Annotated in this window: 15 protein-coding genes and 2 tRNA genes; 9 read left to right on the top strand and 8 right to left on the bottom strand. The window is 52.7% G+C overall.

The features are described 5' to 3' along the window. Positions 1 to 218: 218 nt before the first annotated feature. Both SYN9616_RS16205 and glgX read left to right on the top strand, forming a co-directional pair. Positions 219 to 4,547, top strand: coding sequence for a multicopper oxidase domain-containing protein (locus tag SYN9616_RS16205; protein WP_028953748.1), 4,329 nt, complete (start codon positions 219 to 221; stop codon positions 4,545 to 4,547). A gap of 171 nt (positions 4,548 to 4,718) precedes the next feature. Beyond that, entirely contained in the window at positions 4,719 to 6,887 is a 2,169-nt protein-coding gene (gene glgX / locus SYN9616_RS0114550) for a glycogen debranching protein GlgX (protein ID WP_084218368.1), read from the top strand. A gap of 92 nt (positions 6,888 to 6,979) precedes the next feature. Here the strand turns inward: glgX and SYN9616_RS18030 are convergent, their stop codons facing one another. Beyond that, a complete protein-coding gene (locus SYN9616_RS18030; RefSeq protein ID WP_232200549.1) occupies positions 6,980 to 7,417 on the bottom strand; it encodes a hypothetical protein in 438 nt (145 codons plus the stop codon). Between SYN9616_RS18030 and SYN9616_RS0114545 the strand changes: the two genes are divergently transcribed. Next, positions 7,412 to 9,109 carry an AGE family epimerase/isomerase gene (locus SYN9616_RS0114545; RefSeq protein ID WP_232200545.1) on the top strand — a complete coding sequence of 566 codons (1,698 nt, stop codon included), beginning with the start codon at positions 7,412 to 7,414 and terminating at the stop codon, positions 9,107 to 9,109. The genes SYN9616_RS18030 and SYN9616_RS0114545 overlap by 6 nt on opposite strands. A gap of 63 nt (positions 9,110 to 9,172) precedes the next feature. Continuing rightward, on the top strand, positions 9,173 to 10,585 hold the full coding sequence (locus tag SYN9616_RS0114540; RefSeq protein ID WP_084218367.1) for a tetratricopeptide repeat protein: 1,413 nt from the start codon (positions 9,173 to 9,175) through the stop codon (positions 10,583 to 10,585). A 90-nt stretch (positions 10,586 to 10,675) separates the two neighbouring features. On the opposite strand, the gene SYN9616_RS0114535 is transcribed toward SYN9616_RS0114540, so the two are convergent. Then, positions 10,676 to 11,245 carry a hypothetical protein gene (locus SYN9616_RS0114535; protein ID WP_028953744.1) on the bottom strand — a complete coding sequence of 190 codons (570 nt, stop codon included), beginning with the start codon at positions 11,243 to 11,245 and terminating at the stop codon, positions 10,676 to 10,678. 313 nt (positions 11,246 to 11,558) lie between these two features. Here SYN9616_RS0114535 and SYN9616_RS0114530 point away from each other — a divergent pair, with 313 nt between their 5' ends. Beyond that, positions 11,559 to 12,173 (top strand): DJ-1/PfpI family protein, encoded by a 615-nt coding sequence (locus tag SYN9616_RS0114530; protein ID WP_028953743.1) that lies wholly within the window; start codon positions 11,559 to 11,561, stop codon positions 12,171 to 12,173. Positions 12,174 to 12,196: 23 nt separating this feature from the next. Here SYN9616_RS0114530 and SYN9616_RS0114525 read toward each other — a convergent pair whose 3' ends face one another. From SYN9616_RS0114525 to aroQ, 4 genes are all read right to left on the bottom strand, one after another. Continuing rightward, the gene (locus tag SYN9616_RS0114525) at positions 12,197 to 12,565 is read right to left on the bottom strand and encodes a carboxymuconolactone decarboxylase family protein (RefSeq protein ID WP_028953742.1); all 369 of its coding nucleotides are present in this window, start codon (positions 12,563 to 12,565) and stop codon (positions 12,197 to 12,199) included. A 103-nt stretch (positions 12,566 to 12,668) separates the two neighbouring features. Beyond that, the gene (locus tag SYN9616_RS0114520; protein WP_156918846.1) at positions 12,669 to 13,769 is read right to left on the bottom strand and encodes a hypothetical protein; all 1,101 of its coding nucleotides are present in this window, start codon (positions 13,767 to 13,769) and stop codon (positions 12,669 to 12,671) included. A gap of 27 nt (positions 13,770 to 13,796) precedes the next feature. Continuing rightward, the gene (locus tag SYN9616_RS0114515) at positions 13,797 to 14,441 is read right to left on the bottom strand and encodes a tRNA-(ms[2]io[6]A)-hydroxylase (RefSeq protein WP_028953740.1); all 645 of its coding nucleotides are present in this window, start codon (positions 14,439 to 14,441) and stop codon (positions 13,797 to 13,799) included. Further along, a complete protein-coding gene (gene aroQ, locus SYN9616_RS0114510; RefSeq protein WP_028953739.1) occupies positions 14,438 to 14,881 on the bottom strand; it encodes a type II 3-dehydroquinate dehydratase in 444 nt (147 codons plus the stop codon). Before aroQ ends, SYN9616_RS0114515 begins: the two co-directional genes overlap by 4 nt. Positions 14,882 to 14,960: 79 nt before the next feature. Here aroQ and SYN9616_RS0114505 point away from each other — a divergent pair. Together SYN9616_RS0114505 and SYN9616_RS0114500 are read left to right on the top strand one after the other, a co-directional pair. Then, positions 14,961 to 15,042: transfer RNA gene (locus SYN9616_RS0114505), tRNA-Tyr, on the top strand. Between the two features lie 10 nt (positions 15,043 to 15,052). After that, a tRNA-Thr gene (locus SYN9616_RS0114500) sits at positions 15,053 to 15,124 on the top strand. On the opposite strand, the gene SYN9616_RS16765 is transcribed toward SYN9616_RS0114500, so the two are convergent. Next, positions 15,106 to 16,557: a glycoside hydrolase family 13 protein gene (locus tag SYN9616_RS16765; protein ID WP_071991491.1), complete on the bottom strand. Its 1,452-nt coding sequence runs from the start codon at positions 16,555 to 16,557 to the stop codon at positions 15,106 to 15,108. The two genes, SYN9616_RS0114500 and SYN9616_RS16765, sit on opposite strands and share 19 nt — an antisense overlap. Before the next feature lie 59 nt (positions 16,558 to 16,616). Here SYN9616_RS16765 and glpK point away from each other — a divergent pair, with 59 nt between their 5' ends. Both glpK and SYN9616_RS0114485 read left to right on the top strand, forming a co-directional pair. Then, the gene (gene glpK, locus SYN9616_RS0114490) at positions 16,617 to 18,122 is read left to right on the top strand and encodes a glycerol kinase GlpK (RefSeq protein WP_028953738.1); all 1,506 of its coding nucleotides are present in this window, start codon (positions 16,617 to 16,619) and stop codon (positions 18,120 to 18,122) included. Then, positions 18,115 to 19,674: a glycerol-3-phosphate dehydrogenase/oxidase gene (locus SYN9616_RS0114485; protein ID WP_028953737.1), complete on the top strand. Its 1,560-nt coding sequence runs from the start codon at positions 18,115 to 18,117 to the stop codon at positions 19,672 to 19,674. Before glpK ends, SYN9616_RS0114485 begins: the two co-directional genes overlap by 8 nt. On the opposite strand, the gene SYN9616_RS15950 is transcribed toward SYN9616_RS0114485, so the two are convergent. Further along, complete coding sequence (locus SYN9616_RS15950) at positions 19,635 to 21,338, bottom strand: alpha-amylase family protein (protein ID WP_037991107.1); 1,704 nt, start codon at positions 21,336 to 21,338, stop codon at positions 19,635 to 19,637. The genes SYN9616_RS0114485 and SYN9616_RS15950 overlap by 40 nt on opposite strands. Positions 21,339 to 21,413: the final 75 nt, after the last annotated feature.

The raw sequence follows: 21,413 nt of genomic DNA, 5'->3' as shown, positions 1-21,413 counted from the left end.
TAGCTGAAAAAAGCATCCGTTTATTCCATGAGGTGGGTTAGTCCCACCTTTTTTATGTCGCGCAGCGAGTGGCGCAAAAGCCCGAGGAACCGCCAGAATTTAACAATCTTTTTCCATAAATTACGTCGAATTGCTTATTTTCATCAGCAGAGCAAAACATAACGGTACGGCCAGGGTTGCATGAATAACTTAGAGAGAGTGCCTGCACATCAGTCCCAATGGCTCTAAAGGATTTCTACATCATTGGCCAAGAACATCACGCCGAATGGAGTCCTGGGTATGACGCAGAGGAATTTTTAAAAGTACTGCCAAACCCCAATATCACCCTCCCATACAAAAGTGCGTGGCAAGAATGGCAGAAAGGTCAGGCTGATTACAAAAAAGGGAAGTACACATATAAAGACCCCAATGGCCTGTACTATTCATCCTGGGGCCCAGACTCTGACGTTGTTGAATTAGAACTGGAACTCGCAGCATTCAACGAATTAGAGATTCCAGGCTTAGGAAAATTAATTGCAAATAACACATCAAATGAAACATCCTACGATGATGACTTTCAGTTTTACAATGGTGAGACAGGAAGCTCACATGGTCCTCTAATTGTTGTTGATCCCGGCGATACGATCAAAATAAAACTGGTCAATAATCTTCCAGAGGATGATGCATCAATTTATTATGACGATACAAATCTGCACACCCACGGGCTTCATGTATCAGCAACAGGAAACAGCGATAATGTTCTAGTTACGATTGATTCTGGAGAAACCTGGGAAACTGAAATAAAAGTACCAGATGATCACTTTGTAGGGCCAGATTGGTACCATCCACATCTACACGGTGCCACAAATGTCCAAGTTTCCAAAGGTCTTGCAGGGCCCCTGCTGATTCAACCCTCCACTGAAGAAACAGACGATTTAGATAATTTCAACCCAGTCACAGATCCTGTGTATTGGATGAGTCTACAAACCTGGGGACTGAATCAGGAACAACGTTCGGCATCCAGTACTGATCCCGTCAACCAAGAACCATCTGGTACTGCATATCGCATTGCAACACCACCAGAATTCAGTGTTGATGCGGACGGACAGAGGACATACCACGTATCTGAAGCTGAATACATCGCTTATAACTTTATGCCGAATGGCTACAGCCCGGAGAGTCCCGGACCCAACGACGAAGGCTCTTCACCATATGGTTATGGACTTAACGGCACTCCTATTGAAAACATCATCCATACAGTTAATGGCCAACTCAATCCAACGATTGAAGCCAAGGTAGGAGAATGGAATCTGTTTGGATTTCTGAATTTTGCTGTTAATTCACACCATGTTATTCAACTCGTCCGCGAACATGAGGGAAAAATCAGTCTTGAGGAATTTGAGCTCGTTGCTGTTGATGGAGATGTAGCAGGAGCGGCAAAGGATGGTCTGCAGAAGCAAACTGAGACACCATTGATTGCACCTGGTGCACGCATGACAGTGCAGCATGCCTTCACCAAACCTGGCAACTATTACTTTTTGAGTAACGGAACCGATGAAATCCTGGGAGAAAATCTTGCCCCCGATGTCGCCAATACTGACTCCAAATCATCCGCCACTTCTGGCGATACGTACTACGGGGTCAATGATGGACACCTTGTCTGGGGACCGCAGGTCTTAGCGACTGTCAACGTTACAGGAGAGAAAATTTCAAAACAGCCAGATTCTCCTGAACCTTGGGACTATATCAAAAAGGAACAGGCTGAAATCGACCAATGGATGAAGAGTTCTGATAAAAAACTTTCGAAGGGGAAGTTGAAACAGAGAGAATTTGTGTGGAGCGCTATGGACACGAGTTATTTCGACGATCCAGGTGCATTTTTTAGCCAATTTAACGATAACGATCCGCAAACATTTGAGGGTGCCTATAGAATCAATGGACGATATTTTGGTCATACTCCTCAAGAGCAATCGGTCGTGGCAATGCCGATGCTCGGTACAACAGAGGAATGGACTATTGAGAATACATCCGAGTCAGGAACAGGGATATGGGGAGAATGGCATCCGTTCCACATTCACCAGAATGATTTCATCGTCACGGAAATCAATGGCTTATCAACAGACGAAATTTCAGCTTATCCGAGTAATCAACTTGCCGATACCGTAGTGCTTGGAGGTACATTCATCGACGGCACACAGAATGCTGACAACCCCTACGGTCAGGCAGCAGGACCCGATACGAAGAACGCTCAGTCATTCTCTACAAAAATCAGGATGCGCTTCGAGGATTTTCCTGGTGCATATGTCAATCACTGTCACATCCTCTTCCACGAAGACGCCGGCATGATGCAGGCCGTGAAAGTAATTCTGAACACTGATTCAACAATTCTTGGTCCCGATCAAGCAAGCGGCACTACTAATTTGACATTAGGGAACGAGGCGAGCAAAAGCTTCCAACTCAAGCCTTACCAAAATGACGATGATAATGCCAACTTTAATCTCGCGATCGGTGATATTAATTACGGGAAGTTTTTTGGGAGCGATGACTTAAACAACAACGCTAATTACCACAGCGGTACAAAGGGTTTCAGTGACAATATTACAGATGTGGCAACCATTCAAAAATCAAAGGATTCAGGAGAAGATTTTACAATCCGTATTTTCGATGGCGATGCCGTCAAACAGGCAGCAACTGGAGTCTACAAATTTTCAGGCTTTGCCCCTGTGAGCCCAGATAATCTGACAAGTGTGGTGATTAATGAAGATGCTGGATTAAAACAACTTGGCGTAGAGAGTGATATCTACCTGAAGAAAAAATCTTCAAATCCTGATAATCATGAAGGAACCGGTGGACCTGGCACCTGGGGTATATCTCGCTTTGAAGGAACAACTTACATCCAGGATGTTTACTACGACGATGGCTCATATGATTGGAATGCAAATACAGATCCAAGCGAGCTGACTGCTACAAATGGCGACACAATCCCAAGTTCGTACCCTATAGGGGGCTTTACTTTCTCATCAGCGGACGGATCAGATTCACTTTCTGCATCTGAATATTACAACGCCGGTGATAAGGATAGCGATGGCTATGCCGAGGAGCACTACACCATCACAGATGGAACAGGACGATTTGAAGGTGTGACAAGTGGAGAAATCATGGGTTCCGAGAATTTCTGGGGTGGAGCAGACATCACGTTGGCGACGACTCCCGAATCAACGATTCAAGCCAACCCACAGGAATTGATCGATGGCACTGACGACAGTTACATCCTGAAGGACATTACCCCATTCAAGGATGTTGATTTTACAAGTGATAGTGAGAGCTCCATAGCCGTTGGCGATATCGACGGCGACGGCTATTCCGACATCATTGCAGGACTTGGCGGAGGAAATTTAAAGCCAGTCATTGAGGTTTATAGCGGGTCAGATTACTCACTGATGGCAAAAATCAATCCTTTCCAAGGGAATGATAAAACCAGCATCAACCTCGCAGCTGGTGACATCAATAGTGATAACTTTGTCGATATTCTTGTTGGCCAAGGCGAAGGTGGCCAAGGGCTTGTTCATGCATTTGATGGACGATCTATTTTCGAATCAATTCAAAGCTTGAATCCTTTGGACGGGAATGTGATGAGAAAAGCGACGGAACTGTTCACAGATGATTTCCAACCTTTCGGAGATTACTCTGGCGCAGTTGATGTGGCGTCTGGCTACATTAATCCAAGGCCTGAATATCAACAAACCAAAGACGAACTTGAGCAAGTTATTCAATCCAGCTTCGCGAATTTAATTGCATTGAAGGTAAACACTAAATCGAGAAGAAAAGATCCTTCAATTAAAAGCTACTATTACACAGGGGGCAGTGGTCACGAATCTCATACTGGCAATCACCAACACCACATGCCGGAGATGAAGACAGAGGCTGATATCCCAACACTTGAATCCTCTCTTAATATCAAGCAGAAGACTTCAAATATAAACGGAACATTCTTTGACCTTACAAAAAATCCTGAAGACAGAGGGTACGGAACACTTTACGGAAATATGAAAGATGGACGGGAATTTGCTTTTTACATTGAGACCGATACGATACAAAAAGGCGATAATAAAATCTTTAAACATCGTCGCAAGTCGCTCACTCCTGGCGATGAAGTTTTAGGAACTAAAAAATCAGATGACTTAACTGGAACTCTTGGTAATGACACCATGACTGGCTATCAAGCTAACGACAAACTGAAGGGTCGCCAAGGCGATGATCAACTGTTTGGAGGCTCTGGCGATGATGAGCTACTCGGAGGGAAAGATGATGACCGTCTTATCGGACGAGCTGGTGAGAACACTCTCAAAGGAGGTGGCGGTCATGACACGTTTGTTGTAAAAGGAGGACGTAATACGATTGTTGACTTAAATATTGACCGCGATGTTATTGAAGTGCCCAATGACCAGTTCACAATTATTACTCAAGGAAACGACAGTCTTTTAACATTGAAATCCGGTGAAACAACTTTAATCGTTGGCATTGATTCCGAAACATTAGAGAGCAGCGAAGCGATCCAAGTCAGCTGAATCAGACGACTCGTCAGGGAACCGTGACAGAGAAGATTTTTTAAAACCTTCTATGTCATTTCAGTGCTATTAAAAATTTAGAGTTGCTAATATTTTGCGTAGCGCACTGTTAAGCAACAACTTGACTAACCAGCCAAAGACTGCCACAGCTCAAACAATTCTTGATCAGAAATGACGTCACTTGCGACCGCACCTCTTTCAAAGACGTTGAGCGGATATCCACTCGAACCGACTGGAACGGCGTTGCGGCGTTGGTCTGGCTCCTCCCATCCGTTTGGAGCATCAGTGACGGAATCGGGGGTGAACTTTGCGCTTTACAGCGCAAACGCAACGGCAGTGACCTTATTGCTGTTCAACAGTCCAGAAGATGCTGACCCGGTTCGAGTGATAGAACTCGATTCCCAGAAAAATCGCAGCTTCAATATCTGGCACGTGTTCATCGAAGGTGTCCGCCATGGCATGGGTTACGCCTATCGCGTTGATGGACCGCACGAACCATGGAATGGACATCGGTTTGACCCAGACAAGGTTCTGATCGATCCATACGCCAAAGCCAACAACCTGTCGCGTTGGAAGCGAGGTGACGCCTGCTTCCCAGGAGACAACCTGCACACCAGCATGCGCAGCGTGATCATCGATACCGATGACTACGACTGGGAAGGTGATCGACCACTGCAAACGCCCATGGCGCAGTCGGTGATCTACGAGATGCACGTGGGTGGGTTCACCAAAAGTCCAACCAGCGGCGTTAAAAACCCAGGAACATTTCTAGGGCTGATTGAAAAAATCCCCTATCTCAAGCAATTGGGTGTTACGGCAGTTGAACTGCTTCCGCCTCTCTGCTTCGACCACACTGATGTGCTGCGCGAGCATGACGGTAAAAAACTGGTGAATTACTGGGGCTACAGCACAGTTGGTTATTTCGCCCCTCACCAGGCCTACTGCGTCTCCGACAACGACGGACAACACATCAGAGAATTCAGAGATATGGTCAAAGCCCTGCACAAAGAGGGTATTGAAGTCATTCTGGATGTGGTCTTCAATCACACCGACGAAGGGAACCATCAAGGCCCAACCTTCTGTTTCAAAGGAATTGACAATTCAACTTATTACTATCTAACTGGAGCCGATGGCTCAAAAGAATTTTATTACGACTACACAGGCTGCGGAAACACCTTTAATTGCAATCATCCTGTTGGCGAAAAACTGATTCTGGACTCTCTTCGCTTCTGGGTTGAAGAGATGCATGTCGATGGCTTCCGTTTTGATGAAGGATCCGTTCTTAGCCGTGGAGAGTCGGGCGCACCCATGGAGCATCCACCGGTGGTCTGGGCCATCGAGCTGGATGATGTGCTGGCAAAAAGCAAAGTGATCGCTGAAGCCTGGGACGCAGCAGGGCTCTATCAGATTGGTTACTTCCCTGGAGCACGCTGGGCAGAGTGGAATGGAAAATATCGCGACGCGATTCGCGGTTTCATCAAAGGTGATCCTGGTCTGATCAGTGAAGTGGCGTCAAGAATCACTGGAAGCTCTGATCTCTATCAATGGCACCGTGAAGAGCCGGTGAACAGCATTAACTTCATCACAGCCCATGATGGCTTCACTCTCTACGACCTAACCGCTTACAACGAAAAACATAACTGGGCCAATGGCGAAGGAAATAATGACGGAATCAACGACAATGTGAGTTGGAATTGCGGCGTTGAAGGTGAAACCGACGATCAATGGATTAATGATCTAAGAGCACGGCAAGTCAAAAACTTTGCCACCATCATGATGATTTCGATGGGTGTGCCAATGATTGTTGCAGGGGATGAATTCAAACGAAGCCAAGGCGGCAACAACAATACTTACTGCCACGACAATGAAATCAACTGGTTTAACTGGGATAAGATCAACTCCTCAGATAGCCAGGAGATGATTCGCTTCTGGTCGAAGCTCATCAACAAACGTTTGAAATTTAAGAATCATTTCAGTGGTCGTTATTTTGCTGGCAGAACCAACAGGTTTAACATCAGTGATATTCACTGGCATGGTCCTATAGTTAATCAACCAGGCTGGGATGATCCCCAAGCCCGCTGCCTTGCCTTCACACTTGGAGATACAGCCGACGACACTGACGGCGTCAATAACATTCACGTGATGATGAATATGTATTGGGACGCCATCGACTTTGAGATTCCTCAATTCGATGGACTCGACTGGTATCGGTCAATCGATACATCATTACGTTCACCAGAAGACATCGTTGACTATGACCAGCAGGTCAAAATCAACGATCAACGTTATGTTGTTACTGGTCGAAGCATTGTGGTTCTCCTGTCCCGAGAAACCACATGACTTCATCCTGATTTTCAAAAACTTTTCTCTGATATTTCTCTCATTCCTCACCACATCCAATGACCTCCTCTAATCAGCTCAACTTTCCTTTCTCAGATCTCGTCGCTGGTTATATCCGCAGCGTCTCTTATCCAGAGATCTTTGATTGCAAAGGTATGGTCGAGTTGGAGACATCCGACGGGCGAACCTACACGGTCAAGATCACGGATGCTTGCTACGCCGAGATCGTCAGGAACCTCGGCGAACCTTTCCAGGTTGCTCCAGACATGAGCCAGATCCTCTCTGAGGGTCGTTTTATGCATGCCTACGGAATCTTCTATCCAGAAGACACTGGCCTGAAATTTGAAGCCAAGCATCTCCTTCTTTTTGGTCGTACATCGAACGACCTGCGTTTTGAGGATCAGAATTGGTGGACTCACCAGATCCAGCAACTGCTCAATTTCTACCTTGAATCTCAGTTCAGTGTTGAGGAAGGGGAAAAGATCGACTTCAAAAATTTCCGCACCGATCTCAGCGCCGAAGGCATGCACCAGGATGGTGTCCAGAACCTGGATACCATTTCACGCCTGATTTATGGCTTTGCAACGGCCTACATGGTCACAGGTGATGAGCGTGCTCTAGAGGCATCCATCAACGGCACGGAATACATGCAGCGCCATTTCCGTCATCAGAATAAATCCGAAGGAATCTGCTACTGGTACAGCCAAATTGATGTTCAGAGTGACGGTTCACTTCGTAAGTACATGGGCTCCACCGCTGGTGGTGATGAAGGAGGTAACGCCATCCCCTGTTACGAGCAGATTTATGCACTGGCTGGTCCCACACAGACTTATCGCCTGACCGGATCACCAACAATCCGAACCGATATTGATGACACCATTACCTTCCTGAACCGCTTCTACAAGGACCACGGTCCCTACGGCGGTTACTACTCTCACGTGGATCCGGTCACCTTCGACCCGAAAGCAGATTCACTGGGAGTGAACAAGGCCAAGAAGAACTGGAACTCTGTAGGAGATCACGCCCCTGCCTATCTGATCAACCTCTATCTGGCGACAGGCGAGCAGGGCTACGCCACGTTCCTCGAAGACACCTTCGACACCATCTGTGATCACTTCCCGGATTACGGATACAGCCCGTTCATGAACGAGAAGTTCTTCGACGACTGGTCCCGTGATTTGAAGTGGGGCATTCACCAGGCCCGTTGCGTCGTCGGCCACAACCTCAAAGTTGCCTGGAACCTGACGCGGATGCAGAGCCTGACGCCAAAGGAGAGCTATAAGACCTTCGCCCACCAGATCGCTGACGCCATTCCCCCTGCCGGATGTGATAACCAGCGTGGTGGCTGGTACGACATGATGGAGCGGACGCTGAAGGATGGCGAAGAGCACTATCGCCGCGTTTGGCACGACCGCAAGGCCTGGTGGCAGCAGGAACAAGGCATCCTGGCTTACTACATCATGGCTGGCGTTTATGACGACAAGCCTGAGTATCTGCGCTTCGCCCGTGAAGGCAGCGCTTTCTATAACGGCTGGTTCCTTGACTATGAGCAAGGTGGCGTTTATTTCAACGTTCTTGCCAACGGTCAGCCCTATGCCTTGGGATCTGAGCGCGGCAAAGGCAGCCACTCCATGGCTGGTTATCACTCCTTTGAACTCTGTTTCCTCGCAGCGATTTACTCGAATCTGCTGGTGAACAAGATTCCAATGGACTTCTTCTTCAAGCCCGAGCCCCATGCCTGGCCTGACAACAAGTTGCGCGTGGCTCCAGACCTGCTGCCCCCGGGCAGCATTGAGCTGGCTGAAGTTTGGATTGACGACAAGAATTACACCGATTTCGATCGTGAAAAGCTCATCGTCAACCTGCCCGAATCTGACAAAGCCGTCAGAGTGCGCGTTCGAATTGAACCAGCAGGGCTTGGATTCAGTGCCGGACTCACCAACTTCGATAACGCCATTGGTACTTTCACCTTGGATGGCGATCTCACCAAGTGCAAGCTTCACTTCCTGAAGCGTGCGGTTGAAAGAGTTCCTGGCATGAAGGGCATGATCCTGGACATGTCGAATCTCAAGTCCGTTGATGACACCGGCTGGAACTATCTGCTGTTTACCAAGCAGCAACGGGGTGCCGATTTCAGCCTGCAACTCAAGGGACTGAACCCTGAGATCAGCCAGGGGCTCAAAGATGCTGAGCTCGACGAAGAGTTTGGTGTGATTGGCTGATTTACAGCAACTGCTCAGGGCCAGCTACCTCCGGTAGTTGGCCCATTTTTTTGCCATTCGGGAATGTCAACGCCTGATCGAGACCACAACCGCGCAGGCGTCGAAGCGGCCATGAGAGGAGATCTTGGCGCTGCGGAACAAGCCTTTCGTCGTGCTCTTCAGCAGGCACCGAACAATCCTGGTGTTTTTCTCAATCTCACCAGGCTTCTGCAGATGCAGAAACGCCACCGTGAATTGATCCAGCTGTTTGAAACAAGTTTTTCGAAACGCGATCCAGCGATTCTCCCTGATCCGTTGAAATGCATGTTGGCTCAATCAGCCTTCCGGATCTATGATTACCGCTTGGTGATTCGATTGCTGAAGGATCTCGAAACCAGCCAATTGCAACGGCCCGACGTCTCGCTTCCCCTCAGCGAGGCCTACCTCCGGGCAGGGAAACTCTCGGATGCCAAAACACTGCTTCAGCAAGCGCTTCTTGCCAACCCCAATGACCCATCCCTGATCACAAATCTGGCCATTGTGCAGATGGAGCAGGGCGATTACGAAGCAGCCGAAACGCTGTATCAACGAGTGATCCAACAACATCCTCAGCAATTTCTGGGTCACTACAACCTCGGGCGCTTTTTTCAAACCCTGGGGCGAGTTGATGAAGCACGCCAAGCCTTTCTTGTCTGCCAGCAACTTGTACCCCACGCGCCAGAGGCAAAAAAGGCACTGCAAGAACTCGATGCCAGTTCTCAACATGGCGCGTCAGCAACCCTGAATCCTTTGGAGGCCTGCTACGCGGCGATCGAATCCCAGCATTGGCAGCTCGCCTCTGATCGACTGAAGCAACATCGAAACAAGATTGATCACATTCGTTGGACGGCAGCCATCTGTGAATTGCCGTCAAAATGGCAAGCTGAATTTGGTGATCCAGCAGGCTTTAGCCCAACCCATTTGGTTCAAACATCACAACTTTTCGATCAGCATGATGTGGTGTTGAAAACCTTGGTCGAAGAGATCCGAACACTCGACAGCTTGGTTTGGAACCGGGCAGGGAAACCAACCCGAGACGGGTTTCAAACCCACGAAATGCTTGCCGGCTCTCAAACCGCGTGCGTACTGACACTGAACAAAACCTTGAAAATGGCTCTTGACGGCTATTTGTCAAAACAGCTGTCCTTACCAATCCCACTCGAACCGGATCCTGAATCGATCAGTGGCTGGGCTGTGATCCTGAAACAAGGGGGATATCAGAAACGCCATATCCACCCGGAAGCCAAGATCAGTGGTGTGCTTTATCTCTGCGTCGACAAGATCACATCATCGGATGACTGTCCTGATGGCAACCTGATGTTCTCAACACCATCTCCATTGAAGATCACGCCGAAGGCTGGCAGGGTTGTGTTGTTTCCGAGCTTTCTTCCCCACGAAACGATTCCCCAGACCAGTGCATCTGAAGAACGCATCTGTATCGCTTTTAATTTTTCCTGACATAATATGACAAGGAGCCTTTTTCTATGAGGCCCCTTGAAATCATATTTTCTTGGTATTTTAAACCATTTAATTTAGTCTGTCTTGAGTTCAGGTGTTGGTTAGGATTAGTTTCAACAGTTCATCTGATGCGAATACATCACGAGTAAAGGTGAGTTGCTCGCTCTTGTAATAGCAACCACCGCGATGTCCACGACGCACCCAGCAAACACTACCCTTCGCAATCTGCTCATGGGTCGCATCATCGAAGCAGATCCACTCGAAGTGAGTGAACTCACCCCAGAATTGAACAATTGGCCAACACATCGTGACACCAGGCTGCGCAATGATGGCCCACCAATGTTTTTCGCGCTGGGCCTGCTCTTTAATACCATGGTATGGACCATCCTGGCAGTGATACACCAGATCAGGGCGATATTCTTTTGTTAGAAGATCGCCTCGTCCCTGGCGAAGGGCTTCGCAGTGGGTTGGCCAGAATTCACGGTTCTCAGCTTCGATCTGTTCCAATGTGTAATCCGGGCCAATGGCTGGCAGTTCAGCTTCTTGGAGATTGCCAATCTCTTCAGACTGCTGGATTAGTTTGACCTGGTGATCTTTTTCGACAAGACCGGGCCGGGAATAATCCGCCGACAGCCCTTCGTAGTAGTTTTGACGTGCCATTGTGCGTTGAGAAAAGGTGCAAATTGAACAGCCAACAACCTTGGCCGTGATCGAAGCGTTGACAGAACGTCGGTCAAGGCAACATTTGCTACCAAGAACCTCGTCTTAAACAGCGTAGCCACAGCTGCCGGAATACCAATTAAGAAGCCATAAAAAAGAGCCCTAAGAATCCGGCAGGAGAAAACAAAAAAATTGACGAGAAAATAAAAAAAAGACGACCTAATCTGGAACTCATATCAGGTCGCTTTAGCATTCTTAGGCAGGGGTCTTGTCATTCAAAGGCCGATGCAGCATCTCTCGCAATTCGACTCTCATGTTGCTCAGCGCACACGGTAATTCGAAGGGAAAAATCGGCGTCTTCATTGAAGACCACTTCGATATGACTGAATATCGACTTTTCAACAGGAGATTCCCTGCTGCCGGATACGATGTTCAATATATATCTAACCTTTGGGGAAATCCCACACTTCAATTTGGTTCCAATCCAGACAATGGTTGGGTTGAAGAACATTTGACCGTATCCAAAGACGTAAAAGATGTAACCCCCAGTGAATATGTTGGATTTTTATTAATTGGGGCCTATGCCACCGATCGTCTTCGTTACACCGTTAAACCAGAGAAGGGCAAACCAAATGATGCTCCTGCTGTTGAATTGATGAGAAAGATCTTTGCGACGCCAGGCGTGAAGGTTGGAACAATTTGCCACTCGCTCTGGCTGTTATGTGCCGACCGTACCTTATTGGAAGGCAAGAAGGTCACTTGCGCTCACAACATTCTCTGCGATGTTGAAAACGCAGGTGGCCTTGTTCAGTATGGTGATGACGGCACGGTTGGTAGTGTGGTAGATGGCGACCTCATCAGCGCCAAACATCCTGCTTTTACAGACGAGCTGATTGATATTTACCTTAAGGAGATTGAAAAATCCTGATTTAGCGTATCGGCTGAATGAACTTATGCAGAAGGGAATGTATCTTTGTACTTTTCCTTGAGTTCATTCAGCCTCCCAAAGGCTCCGGCAGCTTTATTGAAACCGCAGTAGACACATGTCCAAAGCAACAGTTCTTCAAGCTCTGCAAACGTGGTTCCCTGTTTGAGCGCCATGGTGACATGGGCCTCAAAAGGAACGCCCGCGCCATGGAATGATTGATTGTCAACATCCAAAGCGACTGCAAGCAAAGCCTTTGTTTTTTGATCAATTAAAGGCTTCCCCCATGCCTCAGCCGCGACACGAACGCAAAAATCTCCGAACGCAGGGTTAACACCGGACAAGGCATCAATAAGATCACGATCTCCGGTAACAGCGTTTTCGTGCAGATCCATCAGAATCATTGTTGTTGATTCAATCTAGACCATCCTGCCGAAACTGAACAGGGCAGCATCCCTGGAGAATCAGACGCACTTTCTATACATATGAACGGGGTATTCAGTTAAACGCCGGTTGAAACTTTGGATTGCCATGTTCTCTCTGGTAAGAAGTAATGCCTTCAGGATGCCAGACCCCAGGGGAATCCAGTTTTTTGTCTTTGACTGGAATATTCATTAACTCACGAACTTCATCGATCGGGAGATCCTTGTAATCGAAATAATCAATGCCATACATCACATCGCGATTGCAAATTCGTCCACGACGAATCGCATCAGCAAGACGCTCTGGCATTCCAGGGATCTCGAGGTGCCCACAATCTGCATTCAGCACCCCACCACCCCAAGACTCCAGCCGTCCTGTTTCAAACAGGCTGACAATGGCCACAAGGAAAGAAAAACCATTGACATCTGGGATGGCTGAGCCGATGAAGGAAAAGACCTCCAGCTCTCCCTCGATCGTTGTGCTGTAGTCCGCCAGAAGATGAATCCAATCGTGCTGAGCGATGGTGGGATTCACACTGCCCTGCTGCCCAGTGAACACGAAGCCGCGACCCATGTAGTACTCCCAGATTTCACGTCCCAACGTTCCTGCTGAGCAGTGCTCTAAACCCTGCCATTGGGCCAAGAGCTGTGGATCGTCGTTGTTTTCTTCAAAAGGGTCTAACAACGATTTGTTGCAGCGCATCATTTCACCACCCTTACGAACCAACGCTGGATTGCCGAGATAACCCTTACGGTGAAGATCTGAAGCCGCAATTGCATACGCCCCTTGGCTGTAATCCCTGGCAATTTGTATGAATTTATCCTCAACATTTAAAACTGCTGCTGCAAAACGCAGTGTCGCCGTTGCTTTCGGAGGTAACGGGTCTAAAACCAGCTCAACCAAGGTGAAAAGCTGAAATAAACGTTGACGGATTGAAACCGGTACATCCCGAATCTCACCCTGAAGAGACTCGAGTGAAGACTCGTCAATATGGGCATCATCAAGTTGCATTTCGATGCCAAGCAATGAGCTGCCAATGGCATGGATCAACGCCAATTGAGTCAACCCGGAAGGACGTTCTAAATCCGAATGCCGGGTAAGAAGATAAAGGCTTCTAAGGACTAGCTCTCTCTGCCTGAACGTCAGAGTTTTGAAATCGGGATCGAGATGATTCACAACCTTGCCAAAGTTCTTAATAAGAAATCAGTCTGGAACGACGATTCCTACCGAATGCATCCTGACATCTTCAGGTCTGTTGAGCTCCCCGGTCAACGCCCATGTCTCAAGCTCGGCAAGTTCTTTTAAGCGACTAACAATCTGATCTCGCGGCCAACGGTTTTCCGCCAACGTCCAATAGAGCCCGAAATGTCGAGCTTCGCTGGCCAGAAGATTGCCGTAGAGCGCTCTGAGTTCCGGATCAGAACTGTGTTCCGCCAACAAGGCCATGCGCTCATGACTGCGCGCTTCAATTAGGCCGGAAACGAGAAAAGAATCGAGCATCCGCTCCGGTTCTCCTTTGCGGATTCGGCGCGCCAGTTCTCCTCCATAAGCCGGCGCCGGGAGGGGCTCCAGGTAGCGGCCTTTGGATTGAAGCACCGCTAAAACCTGCTCGAAATGCTCCAATTCCTCACGCGCAAGGGGGCTGAGTGCTTCGCCCAGCCCGGGTTCGCAGAGATAGCGAAACATCATCTGAACAGCTGCCCCGGCTGCTTTGCGCTCGCAATGAGCATGATCAATCAGCACTTCCATGGGATGGGCGTTGGCCTGATCCAGCCAGGTCTGACTTGTGGCGGATGCAAGCCAGCGAATGGAGGCAGTGGACTTCTCTGGCGCTGTTGTGGTTGTCATGATCTGCCGCAGCGGAGATGGTTCAACAGCCCCTGCAGAGCCAGGGAATAACTCTGGGCGCCGAAACCGCTCACCACCCCGACAGCACCGGCAGCCAAAAACGATTGATGGCGAAAGGTTTCTCGGGCATGGGTGTTGCTCAGGTGCAGCTCCACATAGGGAATCGCCACCCCTGAGAGGGCATCACGCAGGGCAATGGAGGTGTGGGTGTAGGCCCCTGCATTGATCAGGATTCCCTGGGTCACCCCCATCGCCGCCTGGAGCCGTTCCACGAGAGCACCCTCGAAGTTGCTCTGAAAACAGTCCAGCTGAGCCCCTTCACGCTCCGCCTCTGCCTGCAGGGCCGACTCAATCGAGGCCAGGGTGGTCTGTCCGTAGATGTCAGGTTCCCGTTGCCCCAACAGATTCAGATTGGGGCCATTGAGAAGCAGCAGTTGCACGGACCGTTTCCCGGATCACATCAATTGTCGTCTCAATCATTCTGTTCTCGTCGGCTGGTAAGTTCTTGCGGTGTGGTTCGGGTCGGTGCCCGAGTGGTTAATGGGGGCGGACTGTAAATCCGCTGGCTCTGCCTACGTTGGTTCAAATCCAACCCGGCCCATCCTCCACATGCCCTTGTAGCTCAGCGGTAGAGCACTCCCTTGGTAAGGGAGAGGTCACGAGTTCAATTCTCGTCAAGGGCTTCATCACTCATCAGCAGCACCGCAGATTGAGTTCCAACAGCCCCAGAGGGCGACAGGGGTGATGCCGATGACCAAAAAACCCGGGTTTGGGTATCGCTCAAGTCGATTGGAAGGTCTTGATTGCGGCTGCGGTTGATCCACACCTGAAAGGAACCGGAACGACCAAGCATTCCGTCGTCCCCGCGGCTCTCCCACTGCATGGACCCATCGCATAGCGATGGATGGTCCCGTCGGAGTGCTGCCAGACCGCTCAGGTATGAGCGCAGGTCCGCTGCCCAGGGCTGACCCCACGGATAGGCCTCGCGGCAGCCAGGTTCCGGTCCACTGGACTGCTCGCTCATCGGACCTCCGGCCAAGCCCGTTTCCGTGCCGTAATAAACACAGGGCGCACCGGGTTGCAGAAACAGCATCAGGAGCGCCAGCTTGAGTGCCTCGACGTCGCCATTGAGGGTATGCAGCGCCCTGGGGACGTCGTGGCTGTCCAGCAGATTCATCTGGGCCTTGTTCACCTGCGGCCGATACCAGCCCGCCGTGGTGTTCCAGATTGAAATCAGCTCCTCGCTGGCAAGAGGGTTCAGGGGATATTCACGATTGCGATATCCCTGACGTAAGCGCTCACCAGCGGCCCAGCACAAGCTGCTCCAACCGAGTCGGTAGTTCATCACACCGTCAAAGTGCTCTCCGTTGAGCCAGGCACGGGCGTCTCCCCAGATCTCTCCAACGATCCAGGCATCAGGGTTGACCTCCCGAACCACCTCCCTGAATGCCACCCAAAAATCTGCGGGTACCTCGGCTGGCACATCGAGACGCCAACCATCAATTCCCCGTTCCAACCAATGGCGGCCCACCGACAGCAGATGCTCACGGACGGCGGGATTGGCATGGTTGAACTTCGGCAGATCCGGCAGCGACCACCAACACTCGTAGCCGCAGGCCTCTCCCTCAGCTGGATAGGGCTTCAGCGGAAGCTGATTGACATGAAACCAATCCCGATAGGGCGAAAGGGCACCGTTTTCAACCAGATGGTGGAACGCCCAGAAGCCGCGGCCACAGTGATTGAAGACGCCATCCAGCACAAGTCGCATTCCCCGTTCATGAACGGCGGCGATCAAGGCATCCAGTGCTGCATTGCCTCCAAGCAGCGGATCCACCTCGAAGTAGTCGTAGGCGTGGTAGCGATGGTTCGCAGCTGAACTGAAGATCGGAGTGAGGTAAAGGCAGTTCACTCCCATCTCCTGCAGAGATTCCAGCGCCTCGATCACCCCGTAAAGATCCCCCCCTTGAAAGCCTTCTTCGCGTGGATCACTGCCCCAGGGCTGAAGCGGGAGATCGCGCTGAGCGGACACCTTTCCGCTGCGGCGAAAACGGTCCGGGAAGATCTGATAAATCACAGCTTCCGACACCCAGGTCGGCGGATCGCTGAAGGCCGTCATCGCCAATACACCTTTCCACTCTGCAGCCCTCTCGCTAGCAGGGAAGAAAACAACCGGCCATGGCGGATCAGCCTCTCCTCCTCGCACTCGACCAGGGAACCAGCAGTTCCCGAGCCGCTGTCTTCACTGCGGCTGGCGAGCTTGTGGCCAGCGCTTGTTCCCCGCTGCCGATCCAGTACCCGGCGGACGGCTGGGTGGAACAGCAACCGGAAGCGATCTGGAACAGCCAACGCCAGGCTCTGATCGATCTACACAACGGCCTGAACAACGACCAACGACGGGCGGTTGTGAGCTGTGGCATCACGAATCAACGCGAGACGACGGTGCTGTGGAGACGCAGCAACGGTCGGCCCTGCGGTCCGGCATTGGTCTGGCAGGACGGGCGCACCACCGAGATCTGCCGCCAATGGAAGGAGGCGGGATTCGAAAAGGACTGGCGGGAGCGCACCGGCCTGCTGCTCGACCCCTACTTCAGCGCCAGCAAGATCCACTGGATGCTGTCGCACTACGACGATGCTGCCGCCGCGGCAGCCGTTGACGACCTCTGCTTCGGAACGGTGGAGAGCTGGTTGCTGTGGCAGCTCACAGGAGGGCAACGTCATGGATCGGACGTGAGCAATGCAAGCCGCACCTTGCTGATGGATCTCGAGCAGCGCTGCTGGGTGGAGACGTTCTGCGACCGGACCGGGCTCCCGGTCAGTGCACTGCCGGAGTTGCTGCCGTGTCGCGGTGATTTCGGCCGGATCAGCGAGGGACTTCCCTTCGCCGGCTTGCCGATCCAGGCACTGCTGGGTGACCAGCAGGCCGCAACCCTCGGGCAGCTTTGCCTGAAACCAGGCGAAGCGAAGTGCACCTACGGCACCGGAGCCTTTCTTGTGATCAACACCGGCGACAACATCCGCCGATGCGATTCAGGGCTGCTCAGCACACTCGGTTGGACCGATGAGCGGGGCACGCCCACCTATTGCCTCGAGGGCAGCTTGTTCAATGCCGGCACCGTCGTGCAATGGCTGCGGGATGGACTGGGAATCATCGACACGGCCGATGACGTGAATCGCCTGGCAGGGCAGGTATCGGATTCCGGCGGCGTGATGCTGGTGCCCGCGTTCACCGGTTGGGGCACGCCTCACTGGGATCCGCTGGCCCGCGGAATGATGATTGGTTTGACCCGGGACAGCAGCAGCAGCCACATCGCCAGGGCAGCCCTGGAGGGGATCGCGCTCTCGGTGGCAACACTGGTTGAGCTGGCGGAGAGTGCGATCGGAGCAGAGCTCGGTGAGCTGGCGGTCGATGGCGGTGCTGCGGCCTCAGACCCTCTCCTGCAGGCTCAGGCCGACTGCACAGGGCTGACCGTCAGACGAGCGGCCAATCTGGAAAGCACCGCCCGCGGCGTCGCCCTCTTCGCCGGCGTTCAGGCTGGTGTGGTGACAGATATCGATGATCTGGTGCGGCGGCGGGGCGATGGCGCAAGCCTGTTTGAGCCGCAGATCGACACAAGCCATCGCGCACGTTGGCGTAATCGCTGGAATGACGCCGTGACCCGCAGTCTGGGATGGCATGGCTGAGCAACCATTTGATCTGCTGGTGATCGGCGCTGGAGCCAGCGGCGCCAGCGTGGCCTACGAAGCGTCTCGTCGAGGTCTTTCGGTGGCCCTGCTGGAGGGAGGTGACATCAGTGGTGGGACCAGCTGCAGGAGCACGAAGCTGCTGCACGGCGGGGTCCGCTACCTGGAACTGGCCTTCAAGACCCTGGACCTGGCGCAGCTCAAGCTGGTGCGAGAAGCGCTGCTGGAACGTGGTCATTGGCTGCAGCAGGCTCCATTTCTGGCCCATCGCCTGGAACTGGCCTTGCCCACAGACAATGTTTTGGGGCAGGCCTACTACCGCCTTGGGCTCGGCCTTTATGACGCCCTCTCCGGACGCCAGGGCATCGGCTCGAGCCGCCTGCTGTCGCAGGCCAAGTTGCAGCAGGTCATGCCGCAGCTGCGACCCTGTTCTGGCGCCGTCGCCTACAGCGATGGACAGTTCAACGACGCAAGACTCAATCTGCTGTTGGCGCTGACCGCCGAGCGGGCTGGGGTTGTTCTGCAGAACCACTGCCGTGTTGTCGGCCTTGAGACGACCCCAGAGGGACGTCTGTGCGCTGCCGTGAGCGAAGACCAAAGCGGTCAGCAACGCCGCTGGGCGGCACGGGTGATTGTCAATGCCACCGGCATCCACGCCGATGACATCCGTCAGATGGCGGATCCCGCCGTCACGCCAAGGATGCTCACCAGCCGTGGCAGTCACCTCGTGGTGAAGGAGCAACTCTGCCCCGGTGGTCTTGGTTTGCTGGTGCCCTCCACCGATGACGGCCGGGTGCTCTTCATGCTGCCCTTCTTCGGCAGAACTCTTGTGGGGACAACGGATGAAGCCTGCGCGCAACAGGAAGCCACCACGCCATCGGAGAGCGAGGAGAGCTACCTGCTCGCTTACGTGAAGCGATGGTTTCCCAACGCTTCACCCGTCAGCGTGACGAGTCGATGGGCAGGCGGGCGCCCCTTGCTGAAGCCAGCCGGTGAGGGACTCGACAGCAGCCGCGTGGTGCGGGAACACGACGTGGAGACCCTGCCCTGTGGCCTGGTCAGCGTGATGGGAGGCAAATGGACCACCTGCCGTCCGATGGCACTCGACACACTCTCCGCTGTTGAAGCACAACTCGGTCGCCCCCTGCCAGCGCCCCGTGCATTGCCGCTTCAGGGCGCTGCCAGCGATCACGCCGGCACGGTTGCCGGACTGGAGGAGCAACGCCAACAACTCAAAGAGGTGCTTCCGGATGGCCAGCTTCAAGACCAGCAGATCCAGCATCTCCAGGGCAATCACGGTCTGAATGCCCTGTCTCTGATCGCATCATCTCCTGCATCGGAGCGCGAACCTCTTAGCGACGTGATTCCTGTTTGCTTGGCAGAGGTGCGTCATGCCGTGCAGCACGAGCATGCCCGCAGCTGGGAGGACGTGCTCGCCCGTCGTTGCCGGCTCGCCATGGTCGATACCGATGAGGCGAGGCGACTGCAACCGCTTGTTGATCAGGTTCTCGATCAGGCGGATGGATCCACGGCCGTTGCCGCCGGCGACTGAGCAGACGTCTCCGAACCCTCCACCTCCACCTCGCCGATCAACCACCAGTTGAAGCCATAGGGCTGCAGATACACGTACCAGTCGTCATTGGCAATGGGGAATTCGCAGCCCCACATCACTTCTCGGGTGCGCTTGCCATGCCAATCCGATAAGTCAAGGCTGACTGCGGCGCCCGCCGCTGTGAAATTTCCTGCTACGAGCACGGTCATCGCCTCGGTGGAACGCACATAAACGATCACCCCGGGATGCGAGCAGGAAAGCAACCGGAAACTGCCGGACTGCAGGGCCGGCAGCAGTCTCCGGCAAATGAGCATGCGGCGATGCCAGTTGAGCAATGAACCGGGCAACTGCTTCTGCACTTCAACGTTGAGCACGCGGTAGTCGTATCCCGGGGCTGTGATCGGCGGCAGCACCAGCAACGGGTCGGGGGCTGTGGAGAAACCGCCGTTACGAGCCGGCGTCCAAGCCATGGGGGTGCGGTTGGGGTCGCGATCCCGAAGTCCAGGCCAGTCCCCCATCCCGAGTTCGTCGCCGTAATACAGACATGGCATCCCCGGCAAGCTGTAGAGAAGACCATGCAGAAGCCGGTTGGCGCGGGGATCGCCGTTGAGCAAAGGCGCGAGCCGGCGATTGATTCCCCAGTTCAGCCAGTGCCCCTGACCCTGAGGCAGGCCAACCCGAATGGTCTGAATCACCTCCTGCGGGATCAGGTGTCCATCACCAAGCCAGAGCTCGTCATGGTTGCGAAGCGGTAGCGCCCAACCGCAGCCCTCAACGGCTTCCTGCGCGTCCTGCAGACAGTGACCAAGGCCGCGTGCACTGCCGCTGGCCACCGCCGCAAACAAGTGGGCGGTGAGCACGAAATTGAAGGCCCCATGCAATTCATCCTCCGCCAGATAGGGCGCTGCCTCCTGCACCGGCTGAATCGCCTCCCCAAGCAGCAACACGTCTCGACCATGGGCATCAACCCGCTGGCGCAGACGTTTCAGGAAGGCATGGGTGTCCGGTAACCCCTCACAGCGGGTCCCCTCCTGTTCGCAGAGGAAGGGAACAGCATCAAGTCGGAAGCCGTCCACCCCACGGTCCAGCCAGAAGTCGACAACCTCCAGCATCGTCTCCTGCACCCACTGATTGGCGTAATTGAGATCGGGTTGATGACGCAGAAAACGGTGCAGGTAGTACTGCTCCGCAACCGGATCCCACTCCCAGTTGGACGACTCGAAATGGCGGAACAGAACTGGAGCATCGCCATAGCGCTGGGGATCATCACTCCAGACATAGACATTGCGCTCAGGGCTGTCCTTCGGGGCCCAGCGTGCTCGCTGAAACCATGGATGAAGGTCACTGGTGTGGTTCAGCACCAGATCGAGGATGACGCGCATCCCCTGGCCGTGAGCAGCCGTCAGGAAGCGATGGAACGATGCCAGATCACCAAGATCCGGATGAATACCTGTGAAATCGGTGATGTCATATCCCCCATCCCGCAGTGGCGATGGGTAAACCGGCGTCAGCCAAATCGTCTTCACCCCCAGCCAGCGCAGATAGGGCAAACGTCCGCTGAGACCCTTGAAATCGCCGACACCATCTCCATTGCCGTCGGCGTAGCTGCGCACGATCAGCTGGTAGATAACTGTTCCTGACCACCAGGGCTGGGCAGCGGCCATCACCCGGAGACTGCTGCACCACTGCTAGACCCGTCAGACCTTTTCGTCAGCCCTGTGTCCCTGTCCGCCTCCCAT

The organism is Synechococcus sp. CC9616, from assembly GCF_000515235.1.
Lineage (GTDB): Bacteria > Cyanobacteriota > Cyanobacteriia > PCC-6307 > Cyanobiaceae > Parasynechococcus.
This window is presented reverse-complemented; position numbering and strand designations above follow the sequence as displayed.

Bases quoted from the DNA above. Each gene is read 5' to 3' on its own strand.
- SYN9616_RS16205 (WP_028953748.1), top strand. From the start codon at position 219: ATGGCTCTAAAGGATTTCTACATCATTGGCCAAGAACATCACGCCGAA.
- glgX (WP_084218368.1), top strand. From the start codon at position 4,719: ATGACGTCACTTGCGACCGCACCTCTTTCAAAGACGTTGAGCGGATAT.
- SYN9616_RS0114545 (WP_232200545.1), top strand. From the start codon at position 7,412: ATGCACCAGGATGGTGTCCAGAACCTGGATACCATTTCACGCCTGATT.
- SYN9616_RS0114540 (WP_084218367.1), top strand. From the start codon at position 9,173: ATGTCAACGCCTGATCGAGACCACAACCGCGCAGGCGTCGAAGCGGCC.
- SYN9616_RS0114535 (WP_028953744.1), bottom strand. From the start codon at position 11,245: ATGGCACGTCAAAACTACTACGAAGGGCTGTCGGCGGATTATTCCCGG.
- SYN9616_RS0114530 (WP_028953743.1), top strand. From the start codon at position 11,559: ATGTTGCTCAGCGCACACGGTAATTCGAAGGGAAAAATCGGCGTCTTC.
- SYN9616_RS0114525 (WP_028953742.1), bottom strand. From the start codon at position 12,565: ATGGATCTGCACGAAAACGCTGTTACCGGAGATCGTGATCTTATTGAT.
- SYN9616_RS0114515 (WP_028953740.1), bottom strand. From the start codon at position 14,441: ATGACAACCACAACAGCGCCAGAGAAGTCCACTGCCTCCATTCGCTGG.
- SYN9616_RS16765 (WP_071991491.1), bottom strand. From the start codon at position 16,557: ATGACGGCCTTCAGCGATCCGCCGACCTGGGTGTCGGAAGCTGTGATT.
- glpK (WP_028953738.1), top strand. From the start codon at position 16,617: ATGGCGGATCAGCCTCTCCTCCTCGCACTCGACCAGGGAACCAGCAGT.
- SYN9616_RS0114485 (WP_028953737.1), top strand. From the start codon at position 18,115: ATGGCTGAGCAACCATTTGATCTGCTGGTGATCGGCGCTGGAGCCAGC.
- SYN9616_RS15950 (WP_037991107.1), bottom strand. From the start codon at position 21,338: ATGGCCGCTGCCCAGCCCTGGTGGTCAGGAACAGTTATCTACCAGCTG.